Genomic DNA, 23,201 nt, shown 5'->3' with positions numbered 1-23,201 from the left:
ATCTACTCTCCTAACACCGAAGTGATATAAATCGTTGGATCTAGAATCTCATCGGCAATTTCCGTTGTGAACTGTAAAACAGGTTCTGCACCAAAGCCAATGACAACCGTTAAAATGACGAGTGGAGCAACGGAGTAAAGGAGTTTACGTACGGATATTTTTTGTCGTTCTTCATCGTGTTTTGCTTTGCCCCAATAGACGAACTTCATAATCTTAATCATTGAATATAGGGTGAGAAGACCAACAAAGAGTGCAACCGCAACGACAATATAGTTCCCTTCCTCAAGACCGCCTAACACGAGCGGGTATTTTGCAAAGAAACCGGCCAGAGGTGGAATGCCAGCAAGAGACATCGCTGTTATGAAAAACAGCCAAGCAAGCCATGGGTGACTAGAAATAACGCCTCCCATTTTCTTCAAATCGGAAGTTCCAGTTATTTTTTCAGTAACACCTGCAAATTGGAACAGAGCGGTTTTAACGATACTGTGATGTGCAATGAAATAAATCGCACCAGCAATGGCAATTGGTGAGAAGATACTAAAGCCCATCATAATATAGCCATACTGGCTAATGCAGTGATATGCAAGAATGCTCTTATAGTTATAACTTGCAACTGCACCAAGAACGCCAAGGATCATCGTAAATGCAGCCATTACGAGGAGAACGGTGTGCGTAAAGTCAGGGTCGTGATTAAATACAACTGTGAACATACGAATAATCGCATATAAGCCAACTTTTGTTAGCAAGCCACCAAATAGTGCTGCGATCGCTGTTGGAGGCCCTGTGTACGCTCGAGGTAGCCAGAAGTAAAGAGGGAACAAGCCACCTTTAATTCCGAATACGACAATAAAGAGAACGGCGATTACGTTTAGTATGTTATCTTGTCCAAGCTCTGCGACACGAACACCAAGGTGTGCAAAGTTTAACGTTCCAGTCGCTGCATAAATATAAGCGACTCCTGCAAGAAAAAGCATCGATGCAAACAAGTTAATGACAAAGTACTTAAATGTTTCTCGTAACTGAAAGTTTGTTGAGCCGTGCGCCATCAAAATGTAAGAAGAGATGAGCATGACTTCAAAGAACACGAACAAGTTGAACAAGTCACCTGTCATGAAAGAACCGTTAATCCCTGTAAGCAGGAAAAAGAAAAACGGATAGAAGAAATATCGAGATCGAATTGGGCTAATCGTTTTAAAAGCAAAGAACAAGGTACTGGTTGCAACGATTGCTGATACGAGCAACATAAATGCTGCTAAGCGATCGATGACTAGGGGGATACCGTAAGGTGGTTGCCAGTCACCAAGCTCCATAACGAGCGTGCCGTTTACAGCAACCGCAATAAATAAAGTTATACTGCCAATTAATAATGCAATCATCGTTATTCCACTAATGATCTTTTGTGCTTTTTCATTTTTGGAGAAAAAGATCAATACGGCACCCATGATGACAGGGATTAACAGTGGCAGGAGGACGAGATTAGTCATCGTTTGACCCCCTTAATTCGTCAAGGTTATCGGTTTTATGGAATTTATACGTACGGTAGGCAATAGCAAGTGAAAACGAAGTCATACCGAAACTAATAACGATCGCTGTCAAAATCAATGCCTGAGGTAGTGGATCAGTAAATGCTTGGTCGTAACGGTCAACGAGAGCCGGCATTCCTTGTTTTAGCCCTGCCATCGTCAACAGTAACAAGTGAGCTCCGTGAGATAGAAGTAGCAGACCCATTACGACACGTATAATGCTTTTAGATAATAACAAATAGGTTCCTACCATAAATAGAACCCCGATGCTAATCGACATAAGTAGTTCCATATTATGTGTCCTCCGCTATTGCCAAGATAATAATTAGAGCAGAACCACCGACACCTAAATAGATACCAAAGTCAAATAAAACTGCAGTAGTAAGCTCAAATTCTCCGAAAAAAGGTAAAGTGAAATAGTCGAAGAACTGGGTGAGATAAGGTTTACCAACAATCGTTCCGATCAGTCCTGTAAGCAACGATATTAAAATACCTGCACCGATCCAATTGGCATAATTCATCGGTAACATTTTATTTATTTTACGTCGGTCAAAGGTGAGGTAGAGGAGTAAGATGCTCGTCGCGAGCATCAACCCTCCGATAAAGCCACCACCAGGATTGTTATGACCTGCAAAGAATAAATAAATGGAAAGTGCAAGGATTAAAAATGCCGTTACACGAGTGATATGGATAAAAAGTAAATTATTTGTTTTCCATTTCATGCTCATAAATCTTCACCCTCCTTCATTCGAAGTTTTACGAGCGTTACTACAGCTAGTGCTGCTATACCAAGAACTAATAACTCAAGTACTGTATCGAGACCACGGTAGTCGACGAGAACGACGTTAACGACGTTGTAACCACCGGCAAGATCTGCAGAGTTTTCGACTTGATAGTTTGAAATTGGAATTAAGTCGTGCCCTTGCTGATAAGCATTAGCTCCGAGAGCAACTGCAGTTACTGTAATACCAACAGCAACTGAGATCATTACTCTTGGGAATGCAAAGGTTGGTTTGTCTTTTTCTTTCCTGAGACCAGGAAGGTGGTAAAACGCAAGCATAAATAAAATGACAACGACAGTTTCAACGAGCAATTGAGTCATCGCAACATCCGGAGCACGGAAGATAACGAAAAACAATGCGATATAGAAGCCGACAAAGCCTAGTACAGCAACGGCTGCGACACGCTGTTGAATAAATGGAATGGCTAAAACAGATACGATAAAGAACAGCACTAAAATGGCTTCGTAAACCGTAATTTCACTCATTCCTGCAAGATTGAGCCCGAAAGCATCAAACTTAAACATTGTGTACATGACAAGCAAAATTAAAAAGACGGAGATAAATGATAGATAGTCTTTTAATCTACCTGTCATTTGCAACTTTGTAACGCCTTTTGAGCTTGACACAAGACCTTTTAGTCCATAGTCATAGAGGCCATTCACTGGATCTCGCTCTCGTTGATAAATGGAGAAGTTCTCCCATTTTCTCATCGTGGCATACAACAGTGAACCTAGAACAACGACTGCTATCGTCATAAACAGTTCAAGTTCCCATCCGTGCCAATGATAAATGTCGACATTAAATGCAGGGTGATCTTGAGGAACGCCTTGCATAATCGATGCGATCGCAGGTTCTAGCAAAACTGGAGAAATGATATTTGGGAAGATCCCAACGATCACTACGATGGTTACGAGAATAATTGGACTGATAAGCATCCCGATTGGTGCTTCGTGAACGTGCTTCGAGAAGTTGTCTGGTTTGAACTTTCCACCAAACGTGCGGAAAACAAAAATGGCACAATATAAGAACGTAAAAATGCTCGCGATCCAACCGACGATTGGGAACCAAATGGCTGCACTTTCAATCGAGAAAATGCTGTACTCGGTCACATCGGTGAGTGCCATAAAGAATTTCTCTTTGCTTAGAAAACCGTTAAATGGTGGCAATCCAGCCATCGAAGCCGCACCAATTACAGAAATCGTGAACGTCGCAGGCATAATCGTCATGAGACCACCGAGCTTTCGGATGTCTCTCGTACCTGTTTCATGGTCTACGATTCCCGCAGCCATAAATAGACTTCCTTTGAATGTAGCGTGATTAAAAAGGTGGAAGACGGCAGCTAATACTGCTCCTGTGTAAATTTCATTAGGAACATCAAAGTAAAGTGCTGCAGACCCGATTCCTAGTAAACTCATAATCATTCCGAGCTGACTAATCGTAGAGAAGGCGAGTATGCTTTTAAGGTCTTTCTGACGGACAGCTGATAGTGAACCGTACAATAACGTAATCAGACCGAAACTTGAGAGAATCCAGAACCATTCTGCTGTTCCTCCGAAAAACGGTGTGAATCGAGCAACAAGGTAAATTCCTGCTTTTACCATCGTGGCTGAATGTAAGTATGCACTAACAGGTGTTGGCGCTTCCATTGCATCAGGTAACCAAATGTGAAATGGAAACTGTGCAGATTTCGTAAAGGCTCCAACGAGAATTAATATCATTGCAGCTAAGAAATAGGGATGGTTAACCGCTGTATCCGCTTGGGCAATCATCTCTTGAATACTCAGTGTGCCTGTAATAATGGATAGTAAAGCAATACCACCAAGCATTGTAAAACCGCCAAAAACGGTAATGAGCGTGGACTTTTGTGCACCTTCGATTGATGCTTCACGTTTATACCAATAACTAATGAGAAGCATTGAAGATAGACTCGTGATCTCCCAGAAGACATATAAAACGAGGATATTATCACTTAAGACAACTCCAAGCATTGCACCCATGAATAATAGGAGATATACATAAAAGTTATGTAATGCCTCTCGTTTCTTATCAAGGTAGTAAATGGAATAAAGGACGACTAAAAAGCCAATTCCGGTTATTAAGAGAGCAAATAAAAGCCCCCATCCATCTATAAAAACGGAAAAGTCCATTCCGAGCGTTGGGACCCATGAAATAGAATGATAATAGTAGTTGCCATTCATTACATCAGGAATGAATGTTAAAAAGTATCCAAACAACACGAGAGGAATAACAAATACGAACCAACCCGTGTGAACGGAGCGTAGCCATTTGTAGAGCAGTGGAATGAAAATCGCTGCAACAAATGGTAGAAGTACTGCGAAAAGCGTTAGCGACATGGACTCCGCCCCTCCTTATTCATCATAAGATAACTAATTATTAGCTTGTGCCAATTTAAAAAAAGTATAACCTATGCTCTACCTCCCTTGCATTAGTAAACATTTGCTTTCTATCTGTGTCATTAAATAGGAACAAAACGATTCACTTTCATGGATTTAGTTCTAATTTCCTACAATGGGTGTATTTCCAGCATTATACAAGTAGAAAGTATTCGAATTAAAAATAAGTAGTGCACCTTGTGCACTACTCAAGAAGGTATACCCCTATTATCTTCAATTCAAACTAATGGTTAAGAGCGGGTGTAAGCGATCGCCGTTCTACTTCAGAACGAATAATTGCGATAAAGTCATCACTTAGCTTTAAATAGAGTGCCTTTTCATATGCTTCAAGTAACATTTCATCTGAAAGGTTTCGCATAATTAAGCCGCGATGAGCGGGTACACCTCCTCTTACATCATTGCCTCTCTTTTAATCTATTATGATCCTATCACGAACCGTGAAAGCGAACAACTTCACGGTTATCCACATAATAGAGTGGATAACATGTGTGTAGATTGTTGAAATTGTAGTTTATCCCTTATAAATATTAGCGAGGATAAGTGGATAACATTATCCACAGATTTCAGAATGCAAGAATTGTCGAAAAGTAATTCTAGTTTTTCTTAAAAGTTGAGCGAAAGAGACGGTAAAGATTGAAATAACAAGGGAAAGGCGGTATACTTTCAGTTTAGTGATAACGTTGAGGAGGCGCTCTATTGTTAGGTTTTATGGTTCCTGATCAGTTTGCGGAAAGCATTTATGACATAGATTTTGAAGAGTTAAAACAACAAGGCATTAAAGGAGTTATTACGGACCTTGATAACACGCTTGTCGAATGGGATCGAGCGGATGCAACGCCAGAGCTTCTCGAATGGATCGAAATGGTACAAAGTGAAGGCTTTAAGATTACGATTGTATCGAACAACAAGAAAAAGCGAGTCGGTACATTTTCTGAACCGACTGGTGTTTCTTGGATTCACTCCGCAAAAAAGCCATTAACACGAGCTTTTCGCCGTGCTACAAAAGAAATGAATTTGACGAAAGATCAAGTCGTTGTCGTTGGAGATCAATTGCTTACTGATGTATTTGGTGGAAATCGGGGAGGCTATCATACAATTCTCGTTGTCCCCGTATCTAAAACAGACGGTTGGTTTACAAAAGCGAATCGAAGAGTAGAACGTATGGTCATGAAGCGACTTGAAAAACACAAAGAATAAAGGAGTTTTTACTTTTGAACGAGCAAATCATCTGTTCTGGATGCGGGATTCCAGTTCAAACGAAAGACAGTGACAAGCCGGGGTACGCTCCTAAAGCAGCATTAGAACGGGACGTTATTGTGTGCCAGCGTTGTTATCGGCTTACCCACTATAATGAAGTGCCTGACGTTCCACTTACGGACAAGGACTTTGATAAGCTTCTAGATGATGTATCAAAAAGTGATGCATTAGTTGTGATGATTGTCGACCTCTTTGATGTTGAAGGTAGCTGGATGATGAAACGTAAAGACCTTAATCATTTACCTTTAGTCATCGTCGGCAACAAATTCGACTTGCTTCCACATTCCGTAAATGAGAACAAAATCAAGTTGTGGCTCAAGAAAGAAGCGATGAAGCGAGGGTATAAACCTGAGAAGATCGACTTGATGAGTGCGAATAAAAAGGCTGACGTTATGCGCATTGCAGCTTTGATTGATCAAGTTCGTAATGGGAAAGATGTGTATATCATCGGCAGTGCGAACGTAGGGAAGTCAACGTTTATTAACCAAATCATCCGTGCGTTTGATGGGGATGAAGATCAGTTGATTACAACGTCGATTTATCCAGGTACGACACTTGCGTTCATTGATTTACCACTGGATGACGGAAGCAAAATGTACGATACTCCAGGCATCATTAACCCAAATCAAATGTACCGTTCTATTCCTCAAAAAGAAATGAAGTTGCTACAACCGAAACGTGAAATTAAACCGATTGTGTTCCAATTGAAAGAAGAACAAACACTGTTTATTGGTAGTTTAGCAAGGTTTGATTTTGTGTCAGGGGAGGCGAACCATTTCGTTTGTTACTTCCCGGAGAAATTTACGCCTCACCGAACGAAATTGTCACAAGCAGATGATTTGTATGCACGTCATAAAGGTGAAACAATCCTTTCGCCCCCTTCTAAGGAATCATTAGAAGAAGTACCACCTTTAAAAGCAGAGACGTTTACGATTGCCCACGATAAAACAGATATCGTCATCCCTGGTCTCGGCTGGGTGACTGTAGGCCATAAAGGAGCGGTCGTTACCGTTCATGCTCCTGAGAATATAAAGGTTACCTTAAGAGAAGCGATCATTTAAGGAGGATCATATGGACAATTATGCAGTAATCGGAAAACCGATTCATCATTCCATGTCGCCATTTCTACACAATGCCCATTTTGAACAACAAGACGATGCTGCATATTATACAGCCTATGAAGTGGACCTGAGTGAGTTAGAACAAACAGTTGATGCCTTCAAGACGTTAAAGGTTCGAGGATGGAATGTAACGGTTCCGCATAAAATCGCGATTATGCCTTTTTTGGATGAATTGAGTGAAGAAGCAGCTCGAATCGGTGCGGTCAACACCGTCGTACAAGTTGATGGGAAGCTGATTGGATACAATACCGATTCAAGAGGGTATTTAAACGCCCTCCTTTCCATGACTGGACAGTCGCTAAAAGAGATGAATGTGCTCGTTGTTGGAGCCGGCGGTGCTTCGCGGGCGGTCGTTTACGGACTCATGGATTATGGCGTTACGAATCTTTCAGTGACAAACCGTACAGCCTTAAAAATTGAAGAAATGCAACGTGACTTTATTGAAGTAGGAACGGTAAATAGCTTAACGTTTGCTAAAGCCAACGAATGCCTTGAGCAGTTTGATCTTGTTATTAATACAACATCAATCGGTTTAAACGGAGAAGACTTGGATTTCTTAGCATCGAGTAAGCTTAAAGAAGGCGTGTATTTAAGCGATTTAATCTATAATCCTGAAATAACGACTTGGCTTAGTACGAACAAACATAAAGCACGTGCGATCCAAAACGGACTCGGGATGTTTGTTGAACAAGCTGCACTTGCCTATGAATATTGGACAGGCAAACGTGCAGATCGACCTGTTATGGAAAACTTAGTAAAAAGAAAGCTGGGAATTGAACATGAAGTTAACAAATAAGCAGTTAAAATACCTTCGCGGAGAAGCGAATGCATTGAAGCCGATCTTTCAAGTCGGCAAAGCAGGAGTGAATCCGAATCTTATTGACCAAGTAAAAGATGCTCTTGAAGTGAGAGAATTAATTAAAGTCAGTGTGTTGCAAAACTGCCCTGAAGACAAATCTGTTGTCGCTACGAAAGTATCGGAGAGAAGTGGAGCAGCACTCGTACAAGTGATTGGGTATACGATTGTGCTCTACAAACCTTCAAAAGAGAACAAGCAAATTCAGTTACCGCAATAAGGAGCTACGTTATGCGCAAAAAGGTTGGCATTCTTGGAGGTACATTTGATCCTCCACATTACGGCCATCTTGTCTTAGCAGAACAAGTCCTAGATCAAACGGAAGTCAATGAAATTTGGTTTATGCCGACAAACGTACCGCCACACAAGAAAAATGAAGGAATGGCTACAAAAGAACAGCGACTTAAGATGGCTGAGCTTGCAATTAAAGACCAGGAGCGTTTTTTTGTGAGTGATGTTGAGTTTGAACGTTCAGGTCCTTCTTACACGATTAATACGATTGCAAAACTTCAACGTGCTTATCCAGATGATACGTTTTTCTTTATTATTGGCGGGGATATGGTCAATCAACTAGAAGATTGGTATAAGATTGAACAATTAAAGAAGCTCGTGACGTTTATCGTTGCAGAACGACCCAATGATCCTCTATCACATGAACAAAAGATGAACCCTGCGTTCATTTATGTGTCGATCCCTCAATTGGATTTGTCATCATCAACGATTCGCGAGCGGGTTAAATTGAATCAGAGCATTCGTTACTTGTTGCCAGAAAACGTTCGAGTGTTTGTAAAGGAGCATGGCCTTTATGAATAACGAAGAGATTCGAAAAATAGTCGCAGACGTTTTACCAGAACAAAGATATAAACATACGCTTGGTGTCGCTGAAACGGCAATAGAGTTAGGTGCTAGATTTGCACCAACGTTATGTGAAGCTTCTTTAGAACGTGCGAGCTTAGTGCATGACTATAAAAAGCCTTTCGGTAGAGTAGAGCTTACAGAGCTATTACAGCAGTATGAACCGAATGAGGATTTTTCCAGCTACGGTGGTGTCTTATTACACGGTCCTGTAGCTGCGTATTTATTAAAGGAAGATTTTGGGATTGAGGATGAGGAAATCTTTCATGCCGTCTACTACCATACGACTGGCAGAGCGAAGATGTCCTTGTTTGAGAAGATTATCTTCCTAGCTGATTTTATCGAGCCAGGACGTCATTTCCCTGGTGTGCATGAAGTACGTAAATTAGCAGAAAAAGACCTTGATTTAGCTGTCTTAGAAAGCTTACGTAGCACGATTCATCATTTGTCAGCAAAGCATGTATTAATTCATCCATTAACATTATCCGCATATAACGATCAAGTGAGAACAGCAAAGTAAAGGAGCGTTTACGAACGTATGAATAATAAAGAATTGTTAAAGGTTGCTGTCCAAGCAGCGGACGGCAAAAACGCACAGAACCTCATGGCATTGGACATGAAAGGAATTTCCATCCTTGCCGACTATTTTATCATTGGTCACGGAGGGTCAGTAAAGCAAGTCCAGGCGATCGCCAATGAAGTGAAATCGATGGCTGAAAAAGCTGGTGCTGAAGTGAAGCGTATGGAAGGATATCAAGAAGGTCGTTGGGTACTCGTTGATCTTGGTGATGTTGTTGCGCACATTTTCCATGAGGAAGACCGCTTATACTACAACATTGAAAAACTATGGGGCGAAGCTGATCAAGTCGAGATTAGTCAAATGCTCGCATAAGGAGTGGTCACCGGTGTACCGTGAAGGTGCGAGTTATTATGATTTTCTAATGAATGAAGCGCCATATGAGCGTTGGAAAATGTGGGTCGATGAGCGATTACACATGACAAACAAAAAGGGACCGCAGTCGATTCTAGACGTTGGCTGTGGCACTGGAACATTTATGTCACTTATAATGCGTGATGGTCACGATGCGACTGGGGTAGATGTGTCAGAAGACATGTTAGCCATTGCTGATTCGAAGATTCGTCGTGAGACGGATCAAGTGCCGCAATTATCTTGTCAGAACATGACTGAGCTCTCATTGCCACAAACCTATGATGTCATTACGGTTTTATGTGATTCTTTGAATTACGTGATTGAAGAGCAAGACGTACAACAGGCGTTAATGAAGTTTTTTGAGCATCTTAATCACGATGGAATGTTATTGTTTGATGTTCATTCCATTCAAAAAATGACAGAAGAGTTTCCTGGTTTTTCTTATGGTGATAACGATCCTGCACAAAGTTTAATTTGGAACAGTTACGCCATTGAAGATGTTCATGGGGCTGTAGAGCATGAACTATCATTTTTTGAAGAAACCTCATCAGGACTATACAAACGTTATGATGAACTTCATACACAACGGAGCTTCGCTATTGATACATATGTATCTTGGTTAGAAGAAGCTGGATTTACAGAAATTAGTGTCGTTAAAGACTTCACACATGAACGTGCAAGTGATCAAGATGAGCGGATCTTTTTCATAGCTAAAAAACAAATTGATCAATAAAATGAGGCTGTAGTATACTTTTACCAAGTAACTACAGTCTTTTCCTCGTATGTCCCTTCCTTATTCTTTATTCCAACTGTTACTCACAATTTGTATCTGGAGGTGATTTCATTCGAACGTTTAAAAGAGAATTGGAAATGGTTTGTTGCTATACCGAGCGTAATTGTTATAATTGGTAGTGTTTTGTTGTGGCAATCTTTATCTGAACCGGCTGTTCAAAGTAATGACGAGGAGATGCTCTTCACATCTTTAGAACAAATTGAGGGAAAAGAAGAGCTGGAACCTGAAGAAGATCCGATGTTGCCTACAACATTATTTGTGGATGTGAAAGGAGAAGTAACTAAACCTGGCGTCTATGAACTACAACACGATGACCGCGTAGTTGATGCTATATACATTGCCGGAGGGCTTTCGGAAAATGGAAGCGATCTTGTGATTAATTATGCGCAAAAGCTTGTTGACGAAATGGTTATTTACGTTCCTCACATTGACGATGATCTTGAACAAGGAGAAATTTGGGAAGCAAATGTAGGACAATCTGAAGAATCAACGCGAGTAAACCTGAACCAAAGCAATGAAGTAGAGTTGCAAACATTACCAGGAATCGGACCGTCGAAAGCAGCTGCAATTATTTCGTATCGCGAAGAAAATGGACCGTTTCAAACGATTGAAGAATTAACAAATGTTCCTGGATTTGGAAGTAAAACGTTAACAAATCTAGAATTGTTAATAGAAGTGTAATAATTATTTGACGAATCCATAAATAGTCATTGTTTTTCGAGATTTACTATATTACAATCAGAACATCGCATTGAAGGGGGATATAGATATGAAAAAGTTTAAGCGATCTTTCGTACCACTTGCTATTGCAAGTATTGCACTTGTTGCATGTAGTTCAGATCCAACTGAAGGAGAAAATGAAGGTGCTGAAACTGATTCTACTTCGACTGAAGATTCAGAAGAGGATGAAGAAGATGGAGAGGCTACAGGTGGAGAAGGTGGTAACTTTGTTTTGGCGATGCCCGCTGACGCCGTTACTCTAGACCCACACCAAATTACAGATGTACCATCTCACATCGTAACGCTTAATTTGTACGAAAATTTAATCATGTTCGATGAGGATATGGAACTTCAACCAGTCCTTGCTGAATCATATGAGCAAATTGATGACTTGACGTGGGAATTTTACTTACGAGAAGGAATCACGTTCCATGATGGAGCAGAATTTAATGCAGATGCCGTTGTCACAAATTTCGATCGATTTTTAGATCCTGAGACTGCATCACCACGTGCATCATTATTTGAACCTGTTGAATCTGTAGAGGCGGTTGATGAATTTACCGTACAAATTACAACAGATGAGCCTTTTGCACCGTTAATCCCTCACTTAGCCCACGGTTCTGCGGGAATTATTAGCCCAGACTCTATCGAAGCTGATGAGAACATTACGGTAAATCCTGTAGGGACAGGTCCTTTCGAGCTTGAGAATTGGGAGCAAGGAAATGAAATTGTACTTGCCCGCTATGAAGACTATTGGGGTGATAGTGCGATCTTGGATAATGTCACACTCAAAGTCGTTCCTGAGCAATCAACAAGAATGGCAATGATCGAGCAAGGCGAAGCTCATTTTATGCAACAAATTGAACCAGCGAATGTTGGTAGAATTGAATCGTTAGACAACGTTGAAGTTGTTACGCAAGAAGGTTTTGGGATTGACTATATTGGCTTTAATACGTCGGTAGAACCATTTGATGATCCACTCGTTCGTCAAGCGCTTTCGATGGCACTTGATAGTGAAGCAATTGTTGAAGGGTTATATGAAGGGTATGGACAGGTTGCAACGAATCCGTTAAATGACATCGTAAACGGTGCAAGTGCAGACGTTGAAGGTCTTACGTATGATCCTGAGCAAGCAGCAGAACTACTAGCAGAGGCAGGTTATGAAGATGGATTCTCTGCTACGTTAATTACAAATGATGCAAACCCGATGCGTGTTCAAATTGCAGAGCTCGCGCAAGACCAGTTTGGTGAGTTAGGCATTGATATTTCAATTGAGCAAATGGAGTGGGGCGCGTATTTAGACCGCGTTGATAGTGGTGATACTGAAATGTTTATTCTCGGATGGTCAATTTCATCTGGAGATGCTGATAATGGACTACACCCATTGTTCCACTCAGATAACGTAGGTGCCAATGGAAACCAGACGTTCTTCGAAAACGATGAACTTGATGAGCTTTTAGACGCTGCTCGTGAAGAGATGGATGAAGATGCTAGACAAGAACTCTATCAACAAGCACAACAAATTCTAGCTGATGAAGCGCCAATGATCTATACGTTGCACACTGACTATGTAGTTGGGGTTGCCGACTCTGTGAATGACTTTATTCACTACCCGAACGGTCAATTCCCATTCTGGCAAATTTCGATTAGTGAAGAAGCTGGAGACAGCTCGTATTAATAAAAACTTTCCTTTTGGATCTAGTTCATTCTAGGTCCTTAAGGTACTTATTGGAGTGAAGTAGAATGAGCGAAACATGGAAGCTTGAAACGAAGGCGATTCATTCTGGTCAAGAGATTGATCAATCAACTGGTGCAAGAGCAGTTCCGATCTATCAAACGACATCTTACGGTTTTGACAACGCTGACCATGCTGCAAACTTATTTTCACTACAAGAGAACGGAAACATCTATACGAGGATCATGAACCCGACACAAGCCGTATTTGAGGATCGGATTGCCGATCTTGAAGGTGGCATCGCCGCTTTAGCGACGGCAAGTGGAAGTTCAGCGATTCATCTTGCCATCTTGAACATTTGCCGTAGTGGCGATGAAGTGGTGGCATCAAGCTCTTTATACGGTGGAACATACAATTTATTTAAGCATACGTTGCCTGAAATGGGCATTAATGTACGCTTTGTTGACATTGATGACCCTAACGAATATAAAGCTGCAATCACTGATAAAACAAAAGCTGTGTATGGCGAGCTAATCGGAAACCCAGATGGCAAAATCTTAGACATCGAGGCCGTTGCTAACGTAGCTCATGAAGCAGGCCTCCCGCTTATCGTGGATGCGACACTTGCTACCCCGTACTTATGCCGACCCATTGAACACGGGGCAGACATTGTTGTTCACTCAGCAACAAAGTTTATCGGTGGTCATGGAACGTCCATTGCAGGTGTGATCGTAGATAGTGGTCGTTTTGATTGGACGAATGGGAACTTCCCGATGTTTACTGAGCCCGACCCGAGTTATCACGGTGTCGTCTTTAGTGAGGCAGTAGGAGAGCTTGCGTATATTATTCGAGCGAGAGTGCGTCTGCTACGTGATCTGGGACCTGCAATTTCACCACAAAATGCATTTTTGATGTTGCAAGGCCTTGAAACGTTGCATTTACGAATGGAACGACACGTTGAAAACGCAAAGAAAGTTACAGAGTATTTGGAGAAGCATCCATCCGTAGATTGGGTGAGTTATGCGGGCTCTGCAAATCATGAAAGCTACTCATTAGCTGAGAAGTATTTCTCTTACGGTCCTGGTGCTGTTCTTACGTTTGGAATAAAAGGTGGGCATGAAGCTGGTAAAGCGTTCATCAATCAAGTGAAACTACACTCACACGTTGCGAATGTAGGCGATGCAAAGTCGCTTATTATCCACCCAGCAAGTACAACTCATCAGCAACTAACCGAAGACGAACAAAAGCAAGCGGGAGTAAGTCCTGAATTGATTCGTTTATCAGTTGGGATTGAACATGCTGATGATATTATTGCGGACCTAGAGCAAGCGTTTCGTGAGGTGTAATTGTTAACGACAATTCTTCGCCACACATTTCCGTGTAGCATTGCGATCATTATTGCTATACTCCTCGTTTTCATGAGTGCACAAAGCGCAATTGTCTTGTTGCTAGGTGCACTCCTTTTACTATTCTACTACTTACCTAAGCTAACCCCTCCATTAATTATCTCAACAGTTAGTAGCTTCTTGTTTATGTACATGTATACTCTTCATTTTGATGAACGGAATGAGACGCAATTACATGAAGATATGCAACAATTTCATGTTGAGTTGAACTCTCTCATTCAAGTGGACGGTAACCTTGCGACTTTTCAAGTGAAAACGCTAGAAGAGAACGAACGGGTTGCTGTGCGTTTGCGAATTGATTCGGAGGAAGATCAACACTTACTTAAGACTACAAAAGTAGGTGAGATCTGTCATATTACCGGAGAGCTTATAAGCCCGAGTCCTTCACGCAACTTTCATGGGTTTGACTATGAGGAGTATCTTTATTTGCAGCGTATACACTGGACTTTATCGACAACGAGTACAGAAATGAGTTGTGAGGAACGTGCAAATCTCTTTAGTTCGGACCGTATTCATGAATGGAGACTCTATGCGCTTTCTGTGATCGATGAACGGTTTAGTGAGCATGTGAGTGGTGTCATGACCGCCCTTTTATTCGGTGATCGCTCATTCATCGGCGTAGACGTACTAACTGCGTATCAAGACCTCGGTATTATACATTTACTCGCCATTTCTGGACTACACGTAGGGATCGTAAGTGGGATGGCTTACTATGTGCTAAAACGAAGTGGCATTACGAAAGAGCGATCAGCTGAAATGTTACTTGTATTATTACCTGTATATGCCGTACTTGCTGGAGGGGCACCTTCGGTAATACGGGCAGTCACGATGACCATGATCGTTTTTGCAGCGATTCGTATGCATTGGCGAGCGCTTTCTGTTCATAATTTGAGCTTCGCGGCTTGTGTAATGTTAATCGTGAATCCTTACTACCTTTTTCATATTGGATTTCAGCTATCGTTTAGTTTAACGTTTTCAATTATTCTCTCCGTACATTACATGCAACAACTTCGAACGAAACTTCTGCAGTCACTTTTTATTTGTGTTCTTACGCAACTCTTTTCATTTCCAATCATCGTTTATTATTTCCATACGTATTCCCTATGGAGTTTAGTGCTCAATATTATGTATGTTCCGTTTGTATCGGTGTTTCTACTGCCTGTTTTGTGGGGCTTGTTTTTCGTATCCTTTTTTTCAATGCCATTAATGATGTTTGGTGATCGCGTACTAGAGCATGTGCTTCAGTTTATTCATCATTTTTTTGTCTCGGTGCAACAGTGGCCTACAGGATGGACGGCATTTGGCGAGACATCAATGCCTTGGGTAGGTTTACTACTTCTATTGACGACAGTGATGCTGATTTTACTAGTACGTAGAAAGCGAAAGTTACTTGTGATCGTAACGGTTGGTTATGTAAGTAGTCTGCTTTATCCACTATATTCTCCATACTTTAGCAATGAAACCGTCATTACGTTTATTGACGTTGGACAAGGGGATAGCATTCTTATTGAACTTCCTAGGCGGGAAGGGACGATGTTAATTGATGCGGGTGGCTACTTACCGATTCCAATAGAAGATTGGGAGAGGAGGAAAGTTGCACCTGACCCAGGTAGGCAAAGCGTAGCTCCTTATTTAAAGGCGAGGGGAATCAAGACAGTTGATTATGTCGTTGCATCACATGCTGATTATGACCATGTTGGAGGTCTATTTGAAATCATAGAACAGTTCAATGTTAAGACGATCCTATACCCTCATATAGAGCTTGAAGGGGAAGTTGAACAACGGTTACTTACTCGTGCATTGGAGCGAGGAGCAACTGTAAAGCTGCAAGCAAGGGGGGATGTAATTGCCACATCTAATGCGAACTTCCAGGTGCTGCAACCGAAGAAGACAACAGGTACGATTGACAATAAGAACGATCATTCGCTCGTTTTATTCGTTGAAATTGGTGGACTAACCTGGTTGTTTACTGGCGACTTAGAAGAAGAAGGTGAACGACAGCTTATAGGGGAATACCCAACTTTGGAAGTAGATGTTCTAAAGGCTGGGCATCACGGTAGTCGAACATCATCAACAGATGCCTTTATTGAGCACATTAAACCAAGTGTAGCGGTAATCACAGCTGGTGAAGACAATCGCTTTAATCACCCTCATCCTGACGTTGTTGAAACGTTTCGAAGGCACAACGTTCAAGTTGTTGGTACTCATGAAAACGGAGCCATTCGCTTTATACACGATGGTCACTCGTGGAGCGTGGAAGTGAAGAAAAGTTCAGTACATTAAAAAAAGACCTTCTTAATAATAGGAAGGTCTTTCTTACGTGCTACATTCTACTTGCAAACTCAATGATAACTCCAATGACAAAAATCGTCGCGAAAAAGCCGAAGGAAACAGCCACTCCAACGATCGCATCGTTGAAATCGTTACGTTTACTTTGAACTTCTTTTTCAAAATCGTTATGCATTCGTGACCCTCCTCATTCATCGTCAAGTATAAGACAAGCATGAAAAAAAATCTACTCTTGTCATAAAAATACCTTAGTTTTTTAAGGGATGTGAAGTGTGATTTCTCACTTTTGTTAAGAGTTGTCACCCATAAAGAACGATGGCATAGGATACGATAAAAGCAGAAGCTCTTCATGATTACCGTTTGCCGGACAGTTCCTAGGTCTCTCTGGCAAGCGTTCATATAAATTGAGGCAGTGTAGAGAAATCTAGACTGCTTCTCCCATTTCTTATCATACATAATTGGTGATACAATAGATATGATGAAACGAATAAGCAAAGTGTATGCATGAAAGAGTGAGATCATGACTTCTTACATAGAAGCAAAAAAGGACATTAATCGAGGCAAGTTAAGTCGTGTCTACCTTATTTATGGAATGGAAACGTATATGATTGACGATCTTACACAATCGATTGTCAAACAGGTGTTACGTGAAGACGATGCAGAATTTAACTTGTCACAATATGATTTACGTGACACAGCCATTCAAGTCGGATTAGAAGATATTGAAACACCATCTTTTTTCGGTACGGAAAAAGTCATCGTTATGAAACATGCCTTCTTGTTAACTGGCCAGAAACGTAAAGATAGTGCTGAACATGATTTACGCCAATTTGAGCGGTACTTGGACAAAGAAAATCAAGAGAATGATTATGTCATTTTTACAGTTGAAGCTGAAAAGCTAGATGAACGAAAGAAAATCGTAAAAAAGCTAAAAAAGCATGCAACAGTGGTACAAGCAGCACCACTTGCCGGTACAGAGCTTGAACGATTCGTCAATTCACAAGCGAAGCAATACGACGTGACGTTTTTGGATGAGGCGATTACGTTATTTCTTGAAGTAACGACACCAGATTTGCAAGCGAGAAAAACCGAAATTGAGAAATTAGCATTGTACGTAGGTCCTGGTGGGACAATTACGAAAGATACCGTCAATGAACTCGTCTCAAAAAGTTTGGAAGATAACGTGTTTACATTAATCGATGCGATTTCAAGCGGACAAGCAGAACGAGCGCTTATGATGTATCAAGATCTTGTTTTTCAAGGTGAAGAGCCGATTAAGCTCGTTGCGTTAATTGGAAGACAAATACGGATGATGAGCCTTATTATTGATATGGAAGAACGAGGGTATTCTCAACAAAAGATGGCGCAAGGTTTAGGTGTGCCGCCATTTGTTGTCGGTAAGATTCGCAAGAAAACGACAGGGCTTAATCCTCGTGCACTTCATGAGGCGCTGTCAACTTTAGCAGAAGTCGACTACAAGATGAAAACCGGTTACGCTGATAAGGAGACCGCTATGGTTACCTATATTGCGAGGCTTAGTCAACAATTACATGAAGCTTAAAAAAGACCTCTGAACAAAGTTCAGGGGTCTTTTAAGTAATAAAACGACTCGCTAGAGTCGTTACATTATTTAGCAACAGCGTTTAGTTTACGCTCCATTTGAGACTTTTTGCGAGCAGCTTTGTTCTTATGAATAAGCCCTTTGTTCGCAGCTTTGTCTACTTTTTGCTCAGCGAGTAAAAATACTGCTTTTGCACCTTCAACATCGTTAGAATCGATTTTCTTATCGAATTCTTTGATTGTTGTACGCATCGCAGACTTAAACGCTTGGTTCTTAACGCGTTTTTGTTCGTTAACAAGAATACGTTTCTTTGCTGATTTAATGTTAGCCAAATCATTCACCTCCCCAACTTACTTCATGCTACAGATTAATACGTTTATATAAAATCATCGCATGTATCCAATGTATGACAGATGAATTGTACCAAATCCAACCGACTGATGCAAGCTGATCTTCGGATAAAAAACGGTGACTAGGAAAGCCTAAAAATACATTTGATGAAGTTGAGGTGGATAACGACATGTCTGAGCAAGAATTTGATAATAGCAAAGTCACATTTTTTCGTAGAACGGATTTGGCAGTTGAAGATGAAAACGTCTTACCGAATCGTCATCGAGATGGAATCCACGTGGAAGAACATGAAGAAGATGACATCACCATCACGAATGTAACAATCAATGAGAAAGCAGCGGAGATGACAGGGAAACAAGCGGGACGGTATTTGACGTTAGAAGCATTAGGGATCAGGCAAAAAGATCCGAAGCTACAAGGAGATTTTATTAAAGTATTTAGTAGAGAGTTGATGAAGTTTCTAGATGAAGCAGGAATTAAGAAGACGAGCACTTGTTTAATCGTTGGACTTGGTAACCGTGATGTCACGCCAGATGCATTAGGTCCAAGAACGGTTGATCAATTGTTAATCACAAGACACTTGCTAGAGCTTGGTCATAAAGAAGCAAATGACGGTTATCGTTCGGTTGCAGCAATTGCACCAGGGGTAATGGGTGTGACTGGGATTGAAACATCAGAGATTATTTATGGGACGGTCGAAAAGGTAAAGCCGGACTTTGTAATTGCGATCGATGCCTTAGCGGCGCGCTCCATCGAACGTGTTAATGCGACTGTGCAAATTTCAGATACAGGTATTCATCCAGGCTCAGGTGTTCAAAATGCTCGCAAAAAAATTAATGAGGAAACGATTCACGTACCCGTCATTGCCATTGGAATTCCAACCGTAGTAGATGCCGTTTCGATTACGAGTGATACGATTGATTTCCTTTTCAAACACTTTGGTAGAGAAATTAAAGACCAAGATAAGCCGTCTTCTTCACTTGTGCCGAGTGGTATGACTTTTGGTGAGCGAAAGAAACTAACCGATGAAGACCAACTAGGTGATGAAGAACGGGAACAATACTTTGGCATTGTCGGGAAACTACCAGAAGCTGATAAACGCCAGCTTATTGAAGAGGTGTTAAATCCACTAGGTCACAATCTGATGGTAACCCCAAAAGAGGTTGATACATTTATGGATGATATGGCTAACGTGCTTGCTGAAGGGTTAAATATCGCCTTACACGATGCCGTAACTGACGAGAACAGTGGCCACTATACTCACAATTAATTCTAGTAAATGTACAAGTTTTAGTTCTGTTCGTTCGACACGCTCATAGAATGGTAGCGTAAGGGGGAGTGCTCTTGCGTTACCAACAGTCACACGTTATTACAGTTTCGAAAGTACACATCCAGTCACTCGTCATTACAGTGATCGCGTTTGTCATCGTTTCCTTTGTTGTGATTGCCATGTTAACAACGGCAGGGAACTATAATCGTTTTGCATCGACGGCGGTTCACGATTTTACGTCAACGCTGCAAAGCGAACTGTTTATTCATGTTATTGGCACAGAGAATCGACATTACCTTGAAGCTGCATCAGAGATGAGTACACCAAGCCTATCAAGCGTCGCTTTAGAACTAGCAACGCAAGTGAACCTAGAGGACCCGAGAACCTTTCTAGGACGTGAACTCCCTGGGTTTGAAGTGTTTGATGACACGATTGTCGTAGCAGGAGAAGGAACAGATTTAACTACGATGTCTATAGAATCTTCGCCACCTCCTGATGCTTTTATAGATCAAGAAGATGATAAGGGAGAACAAGAAGAAGTAAGACCTTCGCTCTCTCATGAAGATGCGCTCGTACACATCGTCCATACACACAACCGAGAAGCCTTTCATCCATATAGTGGTGGTGAGAACTACGCCACCGAACAAAACATCGTTGAAGTTGGAAAAGAAATCGGAAGACATTTAGATGAAGCAGGAATTCCAGTGGATGTAAATGAAGATGACATTCACGGAATGCTCATTGATCGAGGTTTGCATTTTAGTAGGTCGTATGATGTTTCAAGAGACGTTGTTGTAGATGCGAAAAATAAAAATGACAACTTGGAGTTTTTCATCGATGTTCATCGTGACTCTCAGCCACACGATATTACGACCGCAACAATCAATGGCGAAGCGATGGCAAGAACGTTTTTTGTTGTAGGAACTGACCATCCTGACTACGAACGTAACAAGGCGCTTGCAACGGAACTTCATTATCGCCTTGAAGACGAGTATCCAGGTTTAAGTCGTGGGGTGTTGGAACGTGGCGGAGCAGGAACAAATGGAGTGTTCAATCAAGACCTCTCCCCAAACGCGATGCTCATTGAAATGGGTGGCATTGATAATACATTTGATGAATTAAACCGTAGTGCAGAAGCATTTGCAACGATTGTAGAAACGTATATTTATGAACAGTTAGAAGAGGAGGAAGGCGAATGAGGCTAAAGCGTGGCGCATCACTGCTAATGTTTGGACTCGTGCTGTTTTTAAGTGGCGTTTTAAGTGGTCATTATTATGCATATTATCAATGGGGAGAAGTGTACCATGATGAACGAGTCGTCGATGAAGAAGTGCTAAAAGAAAAATCTGAAAGCATGGAAGATCAAGGTATGAACCTTTCAGAACGTCAAGAACAGCTTCGTCAAAATGACTCGTCGAACTTCTTTTCAGATCTCGGTAAAACACTCGGAGGTTCGCCTCGCTGAGTGTTTTTTCTTGCTTTATAATTGCTGTATGTGTGTCGTATTGCTATAATGTAGGGTAGTTTTCAATCGAGGACGAGGTTCTTTAAGATCAGGAGTGATGGAATGAACAATCAAGAAAGACAAGAGCGACAACAGAGAATACGTAACTTCTCTATCATTGCTCATATTGACCATGGTAAATCTACGCTTGCCGATCGGATCTTAGAACAAACAAAAACCGTATCAGCGCGTGAGATGCAAGATCAGTTGCTAGATGCAATGGATCTAGAGCGTGAACGAGGCATTACGATCAAACTGAATTCTGTACAGTTGAAATATGTTGCAAAAGATGGCGAGGAATACATCTTTCATTTAATTGATACACCAGGCCACGTCGACTTTTCATACGAAGTGTCGAGAAGTTTGGCTGCTTGTGAAGGCGCCTTACTCGTTGTGGATGCCTCTCAAGGGATTGAAGCACAAACGCTTGCGAATGTGTACTTAGCGCTAGATAACGACTTAGAAATTCTGCCTGTCATTAATAAAGTCGATTTACCGAGTGCTGAACCTGAGCGCGTGAAGCAAGAGATTGAAGATGTCATTGGACTTGAAGCAGGAGATGCGGTTCATGCTTCTGGAAAAAGTGGCATTGGAATCGGCGATATACTAGAGCAAGTCGTCGAGAAAGTTCCTGCACCAACGGGTGATCCTGAAGCGCCATTAAAAGCGTTGATTTTTGATTCTCTCTATGACTCTTACCGAGGCGTGATTGCGTACATACGAATCGTAGAAGGGACTGTCAAAAAAGGCGATAAGATTCGCATGATGGCGACGGGTAAAGAATTTGAAGTCAATGAAGTAGGGATTATGACACCAAAACCAATCGCAACACAAGAGTTAACGGTTGGAGATGTTGGCTTCTTAACAGCATCAATAAAAAACGTTGGAGATTCTCGTGTCGGGGATACAATTACGTCAGTAGTCAACCCTGCAGAAGAACCTCTACCAGGTTACAAACGGATGAACCCGATGGTGTACTGTGGGTTGTACCCAATTGACGCAAGTGACTATAACGCATTACGAGACGCACTAGAACGTCTTGAGTTAAATGATAGTGCCCTTCAGTATGAAGCGGAAACGTCACAAGCACTTGGATTTGGTTTCCGTTGTGGGTTCCTCGGTCTTCTTCATATGGAGATCGTTCAAGAGCGAATTGAACGAGAATATAACATTGATCTCATTACGACGGCACCGAGTGTTATTTATGATGTGACGCTATTAGACGGATCAAAAGTTCAAATTGATAACCCGTCCAACATGCCAGATGCACAATCGATTGATTTTGTTGAAGAGCCTTACGTGAAAAGTACAGTGATGGTACCAAATGATTACGTTGGAGCTGTTATGGATCTTTGCCAAAAGAAGCGAGGCAACTTCATCGATATGACGTACATGGATGCTAATCGTGTGAACTTGATTTATGAGCTACCATTAACTGAAATTGTCTACGATTTCTTTGATCAATTGAAATCAAATACAAAAGGATATGCGTCATTCGATTATGAAATGATCGGCTATCGAACGTCTAAGCTTGTGAAGATGGACATCTTGTTAAACAGCGAAAAAGTCGATGCCTTATCGATTATCGTACACCGTGACATGGCGTATGACCGTGGGAAGATTATCGTAGATAAATTAAAAGAACTCATTCCAAGGCAGCAATTTGAAGTGCCTGTACAAGCGAGTATTGGAAACAAAGTGATCGCGAGATCCACAATTAAAGCGCTCCGTAAAAACGTCCTTTCAAAATGCTACGGAGGAGACATCACGAGAAAGCGTAAACTTCTTGAGAAGCAAAAAGAAGGTAAAAAGCGCATGAAGAACGTCGGAAGTGTCGAAGTTCCTCAAGAAGCATTCATGAGTGTTCTAAAAATGGACGACCAAAAATAAGAG

24 protein-coding genes are annotated in these 23,201 nt (G+C 41.4%); 17 read left to right on the top strand and 7 right to left on the bottom strand.

The features are described from left to right. Positions 1 to 2: 2 nt before the first annotated feature. The 5 genes from JOD17_RS14065 to JOD17_RS14045 all read right to left on the bottom strand — a co-directional run bounded on the left by JOD17_RS14065 (position 3) and on the right by JOD17_RS14045 (position 5,077). Entirely contained in the window at positions 3 to 1,484 is a 1,482-nt protein-coding gene (locus tag JOD17_RS14065; protein WP_204698507.1) for a Na+/H+ antiporter subunit D, read from the bottom strand. Then, positions 1,477 to 1,815, bottom strand: coding sequence for a Na(+)/H(+) antiporter subunit C (locus JOD17_RS14060; RefSeq protein WP_042359457.1), 339 nt, complete (start codon positions 1,813 to 1,815; stop codon positions 1,477 to 1,479). The genes JOD17_RS14065 and JOD17_RS14060 overlap by 8 nt, the downstream gene beginning before the upstream one ends. 1 nt (position 1,816) lies before the next feature. Then, positions 1,817 to 2,251 carry a Na(+)/H(+) antiporter subunit B gene (locus tag JOD17_RS14055; RefSeq protein ID WP_338028802.1) on the bottom strand — a complete coding sequence of 145 codons (435 nt, stop codon included), beginning with the start codon at positions 2,249 to 2,251 and terminating at the stop codon, positions 1,817 to 1,819. Then, positions 2,248 to 4,659 carry a Na+/H+ antiporter subunit A gene (locus JOD17_RS14050; RefSeq protein ID WP_204698506.1) on the bottom strand — a complete coding sequence of 804 codons (2,412 nt, stop codon included), beginning with the start codon at positions 4,657 to 4,659 and terminating at the stop codon, positions 2,248 to 2,250. Before JOD17_RS14050 ends, JOD17_RS14055 begins: the two co-directional genes overlap by 4 nt. Before the next feature lie 283 nt (positions 4,660 to 4,942). Then, complete coding sequence (locus JOD17_RS14045) at positions 4,943 to 5,077, bottom strand: sporulation histidine kinase inhibitor Sda (RefSeq protein ID WP_204698505.1); 135 nt, start codon at positions 5,075 to 5,077, stop codon at positions 4,943 to 4,945. Positions 5,078 to 5,415: 338 nt separating this feature from the next. Here JOD17_RS14045 and JOD17_RS14040 point away from each other — a divergent pair, with 338 nt between their 5' ends. The 12 genes from JOD17_RS14040 to JOD17_RS13985 all read left to right on the top strand — a co-directional run bounded on the left by JOD17_RS14040 (position 5,416) and on the right by JOD17_RS13985 (position 16,616). Further along, positions 5,416 to 5,916, top strand: a complete 501-nt coding sequence (locus tag JOD17_RS14040; RefSeq protein ID WP_042413422.1) for a YqeG family HAD IIIA-type phosphatase — start codon at positions 5,416 to 5,418, stop codon at positions 5,914 to 5,916. A gap of 14 nt (positions 5,917 to 5,930) precedes the next feature. Next, positions 5,931 to 7,037 (top strand): ribosome biogenesis GTPase YqeH, encoded by a 1,107-nt coding sequence (gene yqeH, locus JOD17_RS14035; RefSeq protein WP_204698504.1) that lies wholly within the window; start codon positions 5,931 to 5,933, stop codon positions 7,035 to 7,037. Positions 7,038 to 7,047: 10 nt separating this feature from the next. After that, the gene (gene aroE / locus JOD17_RS14030) at positions 7,048 to 7,893 is read left to right on the top strand and encodes a shikimate dehydrogenase (protein ID WP_204698503.1); all 846 of its coding nucleotides are present in this window, start codon (positions 7,048 to 7,050) and stop codon (positions 7,891 to 7,893) included. After that, entirely contained in the window at positions 7,877 to 8,173 is a 297-nt protein-coding gene (gene yhbY, locus JOD17_RS14025) for a ribosome assembly RNA-binding protein YhbY (protein WP_204698501.1), read from the top strand. The genes aroE and yhbY overlap by 17 nt, the downstream gene beginning before the upstream one ends. Positions 8,174 to 8,184: 11 nt before the next feature. Further along, positions 8,185 to 8,766, top strand: a complete 582-nt coding sequence (locus JOD17_RS14020; protein WP_204698499.1) for a nicotinate-nucleotide adenylyltransferase — start codon at positions 8,185 to 8,187, stop codon at positions 8,764 to 8,766. Further along, entirely contained in the window at positions 8,759 to 9,328 is a 570-nt protein-coding gene (gene yqeK / locus JOD17_RS14015) for a bis(5'-nucleosyl)-tetraphosphatase (symmetrical) YqeK (RefSeq protein WP_204698497.1), read from the top strand. The genes JOD17_RS14020 and yqeK overlap by 8 nt, the downstream gene beginning before the upstream one ends. An 18-nt stretch (positions 9,329 to 9,346) precedes the next feature. Continuing rightward, positions 9,347 to 9,700: a ribosome silencing factor gene (gene rsfS / locus JOD17_RS14010; RefSeq protein WP_042359460.1), complete on the top strand. Its 354-nt coding sequence runs from the start codon at positions 9,347 to 9,349 to the stop codon at positions 9,698 to 9,700. A 13-nt stretch (positions 9,701 to 9,713) separates the two neighbouring features. Further along, complete coding sequence (locus tag JOD17_RS14005) at positions 9,714 to 10,472, top strand: methyltransferase domain-containing protein (RefSeq protein WP_204698495.1); 759 nt, start codon at positions 9,714 to 9,716, stop codon at positions 10,470 to 10,472. A 186-nt stretch (positions 10,473 to 10,658) separates the two neighbouring features. Continuing rightward, positions 10,659 to 11,213 (top strand): helix-hairpin-helix domain-containing protein, encoded by a 555-nt coding sequence (locus JOD17_RS14000; RefSeq protein WP_204698493.1) that lies wholly within the window; start codon positions 10,659 to 10,661, stop codon positions 11,211 to 11,213. Positions 11,214 to 11,301: 88 nt separating this feature from the next. Next, positions 11,302 to 12,930, top strand: a complete 1,629-nt coding sequence (locus tag JOD17_RS13995) for a glutathione ABC transporter substrate-binding protein (RefSeq protein ID WP_204698492.1) — start codon at positions 11,302 to 11,304, stop codon at positions 12,928 to 12,930. A 65-nt stretch (positions 12,931 to 12,995) separates the two neighbouring features. Then, complete coding sequence (locus JOD17_RS13990) at positions 12,996 to 14,273, top strand: homocysteine synthase (RefSeq protein ID WP_204698491.1); 1,278 nt, start codon at positions 12,996 to 12,998, stop codon at positions 14,271 to 14,273. Continuing rightward, entirely contained in the window at positions 14,274 to 16,616 is a 2,343-nt protein-coding gene (locus JOD17_RS13985; RefSeq protein WP_204698490.1) for a DNA internalization-related competence protein ComEC/Rec2, read from the top strand. A gap of 40 nt (positions 16,617 to 16,656) precedes the next feature. On the opposite strand, the gene JOD17_RS13980 is transcribed toward JOD17_RS13985, so the two are convergent. Then, positions 16,657 to 16,797 carry a YqzM family protein gene (locus tag JOD17_RS13980; protein ID WP_042413435.1) on the bottom strand — a complete coding sequence of 47 codons (141 nt, stop codon included), beginning with the start codon at positions 16,795 to 16,797 and terminating at the stop codon, positions 16,657 to 16,659. 345 nt (positions 16,798 to 17,142) lie between these two features. On the opposite strand from JOD17_RS13980, the gene holA reads away from it, so the two are divergent. Beyond that, a complete protein-coding gene (gene holA, locus JOD17_RS13975) occupies positions 17,143 to 18,183 on the top strand; it encodes a DNA polymerase III subunit delta (protein WP_204698489.1) in 1,041 nt (346 codons plus the stop codon). A 65-nt stretch (positions 18,184 to 18,248) separates the two neighbouring features. On the opposite strand, the gene rpsT is transcribed toward holA, so the two are convergent. Further along, the gene (gene rpsT / locus JOD17_RS13970) at positions 18,249 to 18,515 is read right to left on the bottom strand and encodes a 30S ribosomal protein S20 (protein WP_042413442.1); all 267 of its coding nucleotides are present in this window, start codon (positions 18,513 to 18,515) and stop codon (positions 18,249 to 18,251) included. 188 nt (positions 18,516 to 18,703) lie between these two features. On the opposite strand from rpsT, the gene gpr reads away from it, so the two are divergent. From gpr to lepA, 4 genes are all read left to right on the top strand, one after another. After that, positions 18,704 to 19,804, top strand: a complete 1,101-nt coding sequence (gpr, locus tag JOD17_RS13965) for a GPR endopeptidase (protein ID WP_204698488.1) — start codon at positions 18,704 to 18,706, stop codon at positions 19,802 to 19,804. Positions 19,805 to 19,878: 74 nt separating this feature from the next. Beyond that, positions 19,879 to 21,003, top strand: a complete 1,125-nt coding sequence (gene spoIIP / locus JOD17_RS13960) for a stage II sporulation protein P (RefSeq protein WP_204698487.1) — start codon at positions 19,879 to 19,881, stop codon at positions 21,001 to 21,003. After that, positions 21,000 to 21,269: a hypothetical protein gene (locus tag JOD17_RS13955; RefSeq protein ID WP_204698486.1), complete on the top strand. Its 270-nt coding sequence runs from the start codon at positions 21,000 to 21,002 to the stop codon at positions 21,267 to 21,269. Before spoIIP ends, JOD17_RS13955 begins: the two co-directional genes overlap by 4 nt. A gap of 102 nt (positions 21,270 to 21,371) precedes the next feature. Beyond that, positions 21,372 to 23,198, top strand: a complete 1,827-nt coding sequence (gene lepA / locus JOD17_RS13950) for a translation elongation factor 4 (protein WP_204698484.1) — start codon at positions 21,372 to 21,374, stop codon at positions 23,196 to 23,198. The last annotated feature ends 3 nt before the right edge of the window (positions 23,199 to 23,201 follow it).

The organism is Geomicrobium sediminis, from assembly GCF_016908595.1.
In the GTDB taxonomy this organism is placed as follows: Bacteria; Bacillota; Bacilli; order Bacillales; family Marinococcaceae; genus Geomicrobium_A; species Geomicrobium_A sediminis.
The sequence above is the reverse complement of the archived record's forward strand: the minus strand, read 5'-3'. Positions and strand labels throughout refer to the sequence as shown.

What these genes read in the sequence shown, in the direction of transcription:
- JOD17_RS14065 (WP_204698507.1), bottom strand. Translation starts at nt 1,484, where the DNA reads ATGACTAATCTCGTCCTCCTGCCACTGTTAATCCCTGTCATCATGGGT.
- JOD17_RS14020 (WP_204698499.1), top strand. Translation starts at nt 8,185, where the DNA reads ATGCGCAAAAAGGTTGGCATTCTTGGAGGTACATTTGATCCTCCACAT.
- aroE (WP_204698503.1), top strand. Translation starts at nt 7,048, where the DNA reads ATGGACAATTATGCAGTAATCGGAAAACCGATTCATCATTCCATGTCG.
- JOD17_RS14045 (WP_204698505.1), bottom strand. Translation starts at nt 5,077, where the DNA reads ATGCGAAACCTTTCAGATGAAATGTTACTTGAAGCATATGAAAAGGCA.
- gpr (WP_204698488.1), top strand. Translation starts at nt 18,704, where the DNA reads ATGTCTGAGCAAGAATTTGATAATAGCAAAGTCACATTTTTTCGTAGA.
- JOD17_RS14055 (WP_338028802.1), bottom strand. Translation starts at nt 2,251, where the DNA reads ATGAGCATGAAATGGAAAACAAATAATTTACTTTTTATCCATATCACT.
- JOD17_RS13955 (WP_204698486.1), top strand. Translation starts at nt 21,000, where the DNA reads ATGAGGCTAAAGCGTGGCGCATCACTGCTAATGTTTGGACTCGTGCTG.
- rsfS (WP_042359460.1), top strand. Translation starts at nt 9,347, where the DNA reads ATGAATAATAAAGAATTGTTAAAGGTTGCTGTCCAAGCAGCGGACGGC.
- JOD17_RS14060 (WP_042359457.1), bottom strand. Translation starts at nt 1,815, where the DNA reads ATGGAACTACTTATGTCGATTAGCATCGGGGTTCTATTTATGGTAGGA.
- JOD17_RS14050 (WP_204698506.1), bottom strand. Translation starts at nt 4,659, where the DNA reads ATGTCGCTAACGCTTTTCGCAGTACTTCTACCATTTGTTGCAGCGATT.
- yhbY (WP_204698501.1), top strand. Translation starts at nt 7,877, where the DNA reads ATGAAGTTAACAAATAAGCAGTTAAAATACCTTCGCGGAGAAGCGAAT.
- JOD17_RS13980 (WP_042413435.1), bottom strand. Translation starts at nt 16,797, where the DNA reads ATGCATAACGATTTTGAAAAAGAAGTTCAAAGTAAACGTAACGATTTC.
- lepA (WP_204698484.1), top strand. Translation starts at nt 21,372, where the DNA reads ATGAACAATCAAGAAAGACAAGAGCGACAACAGAGAATACGTAACTTC.
- holA (WP_204698489.1), top strand. Translation starts at nt 17,143, where the DNA reads ATGACTTCTTACATAGAAGCAAAAAAGGACATTAATCGAGGCAAGTTA.
- yqeK (WP_204698497.1), top strand. Translation starts at nt 8,759, where the DNA reads ATGAATAACGAAGAGATTCGAAAAATAGTCGCAGACGTTTTACCAGAA.
- JOD17_RS13990 (WP_204698491.1), top strand. Translation starts at nt 12,996, where the DNA reads ATGAGCGAAACATGGAAGCTTGAAACGAAGGCGATTCATTCTGGTCAA.
- JOD17_RS13995 (WP_204698492.1), top strand. Translation starts at nt 11,302, where the DNA reads ATGAAAAAGTTTAAGCGATCTTTCGTACCACTTGCTATTGCAAGTATT.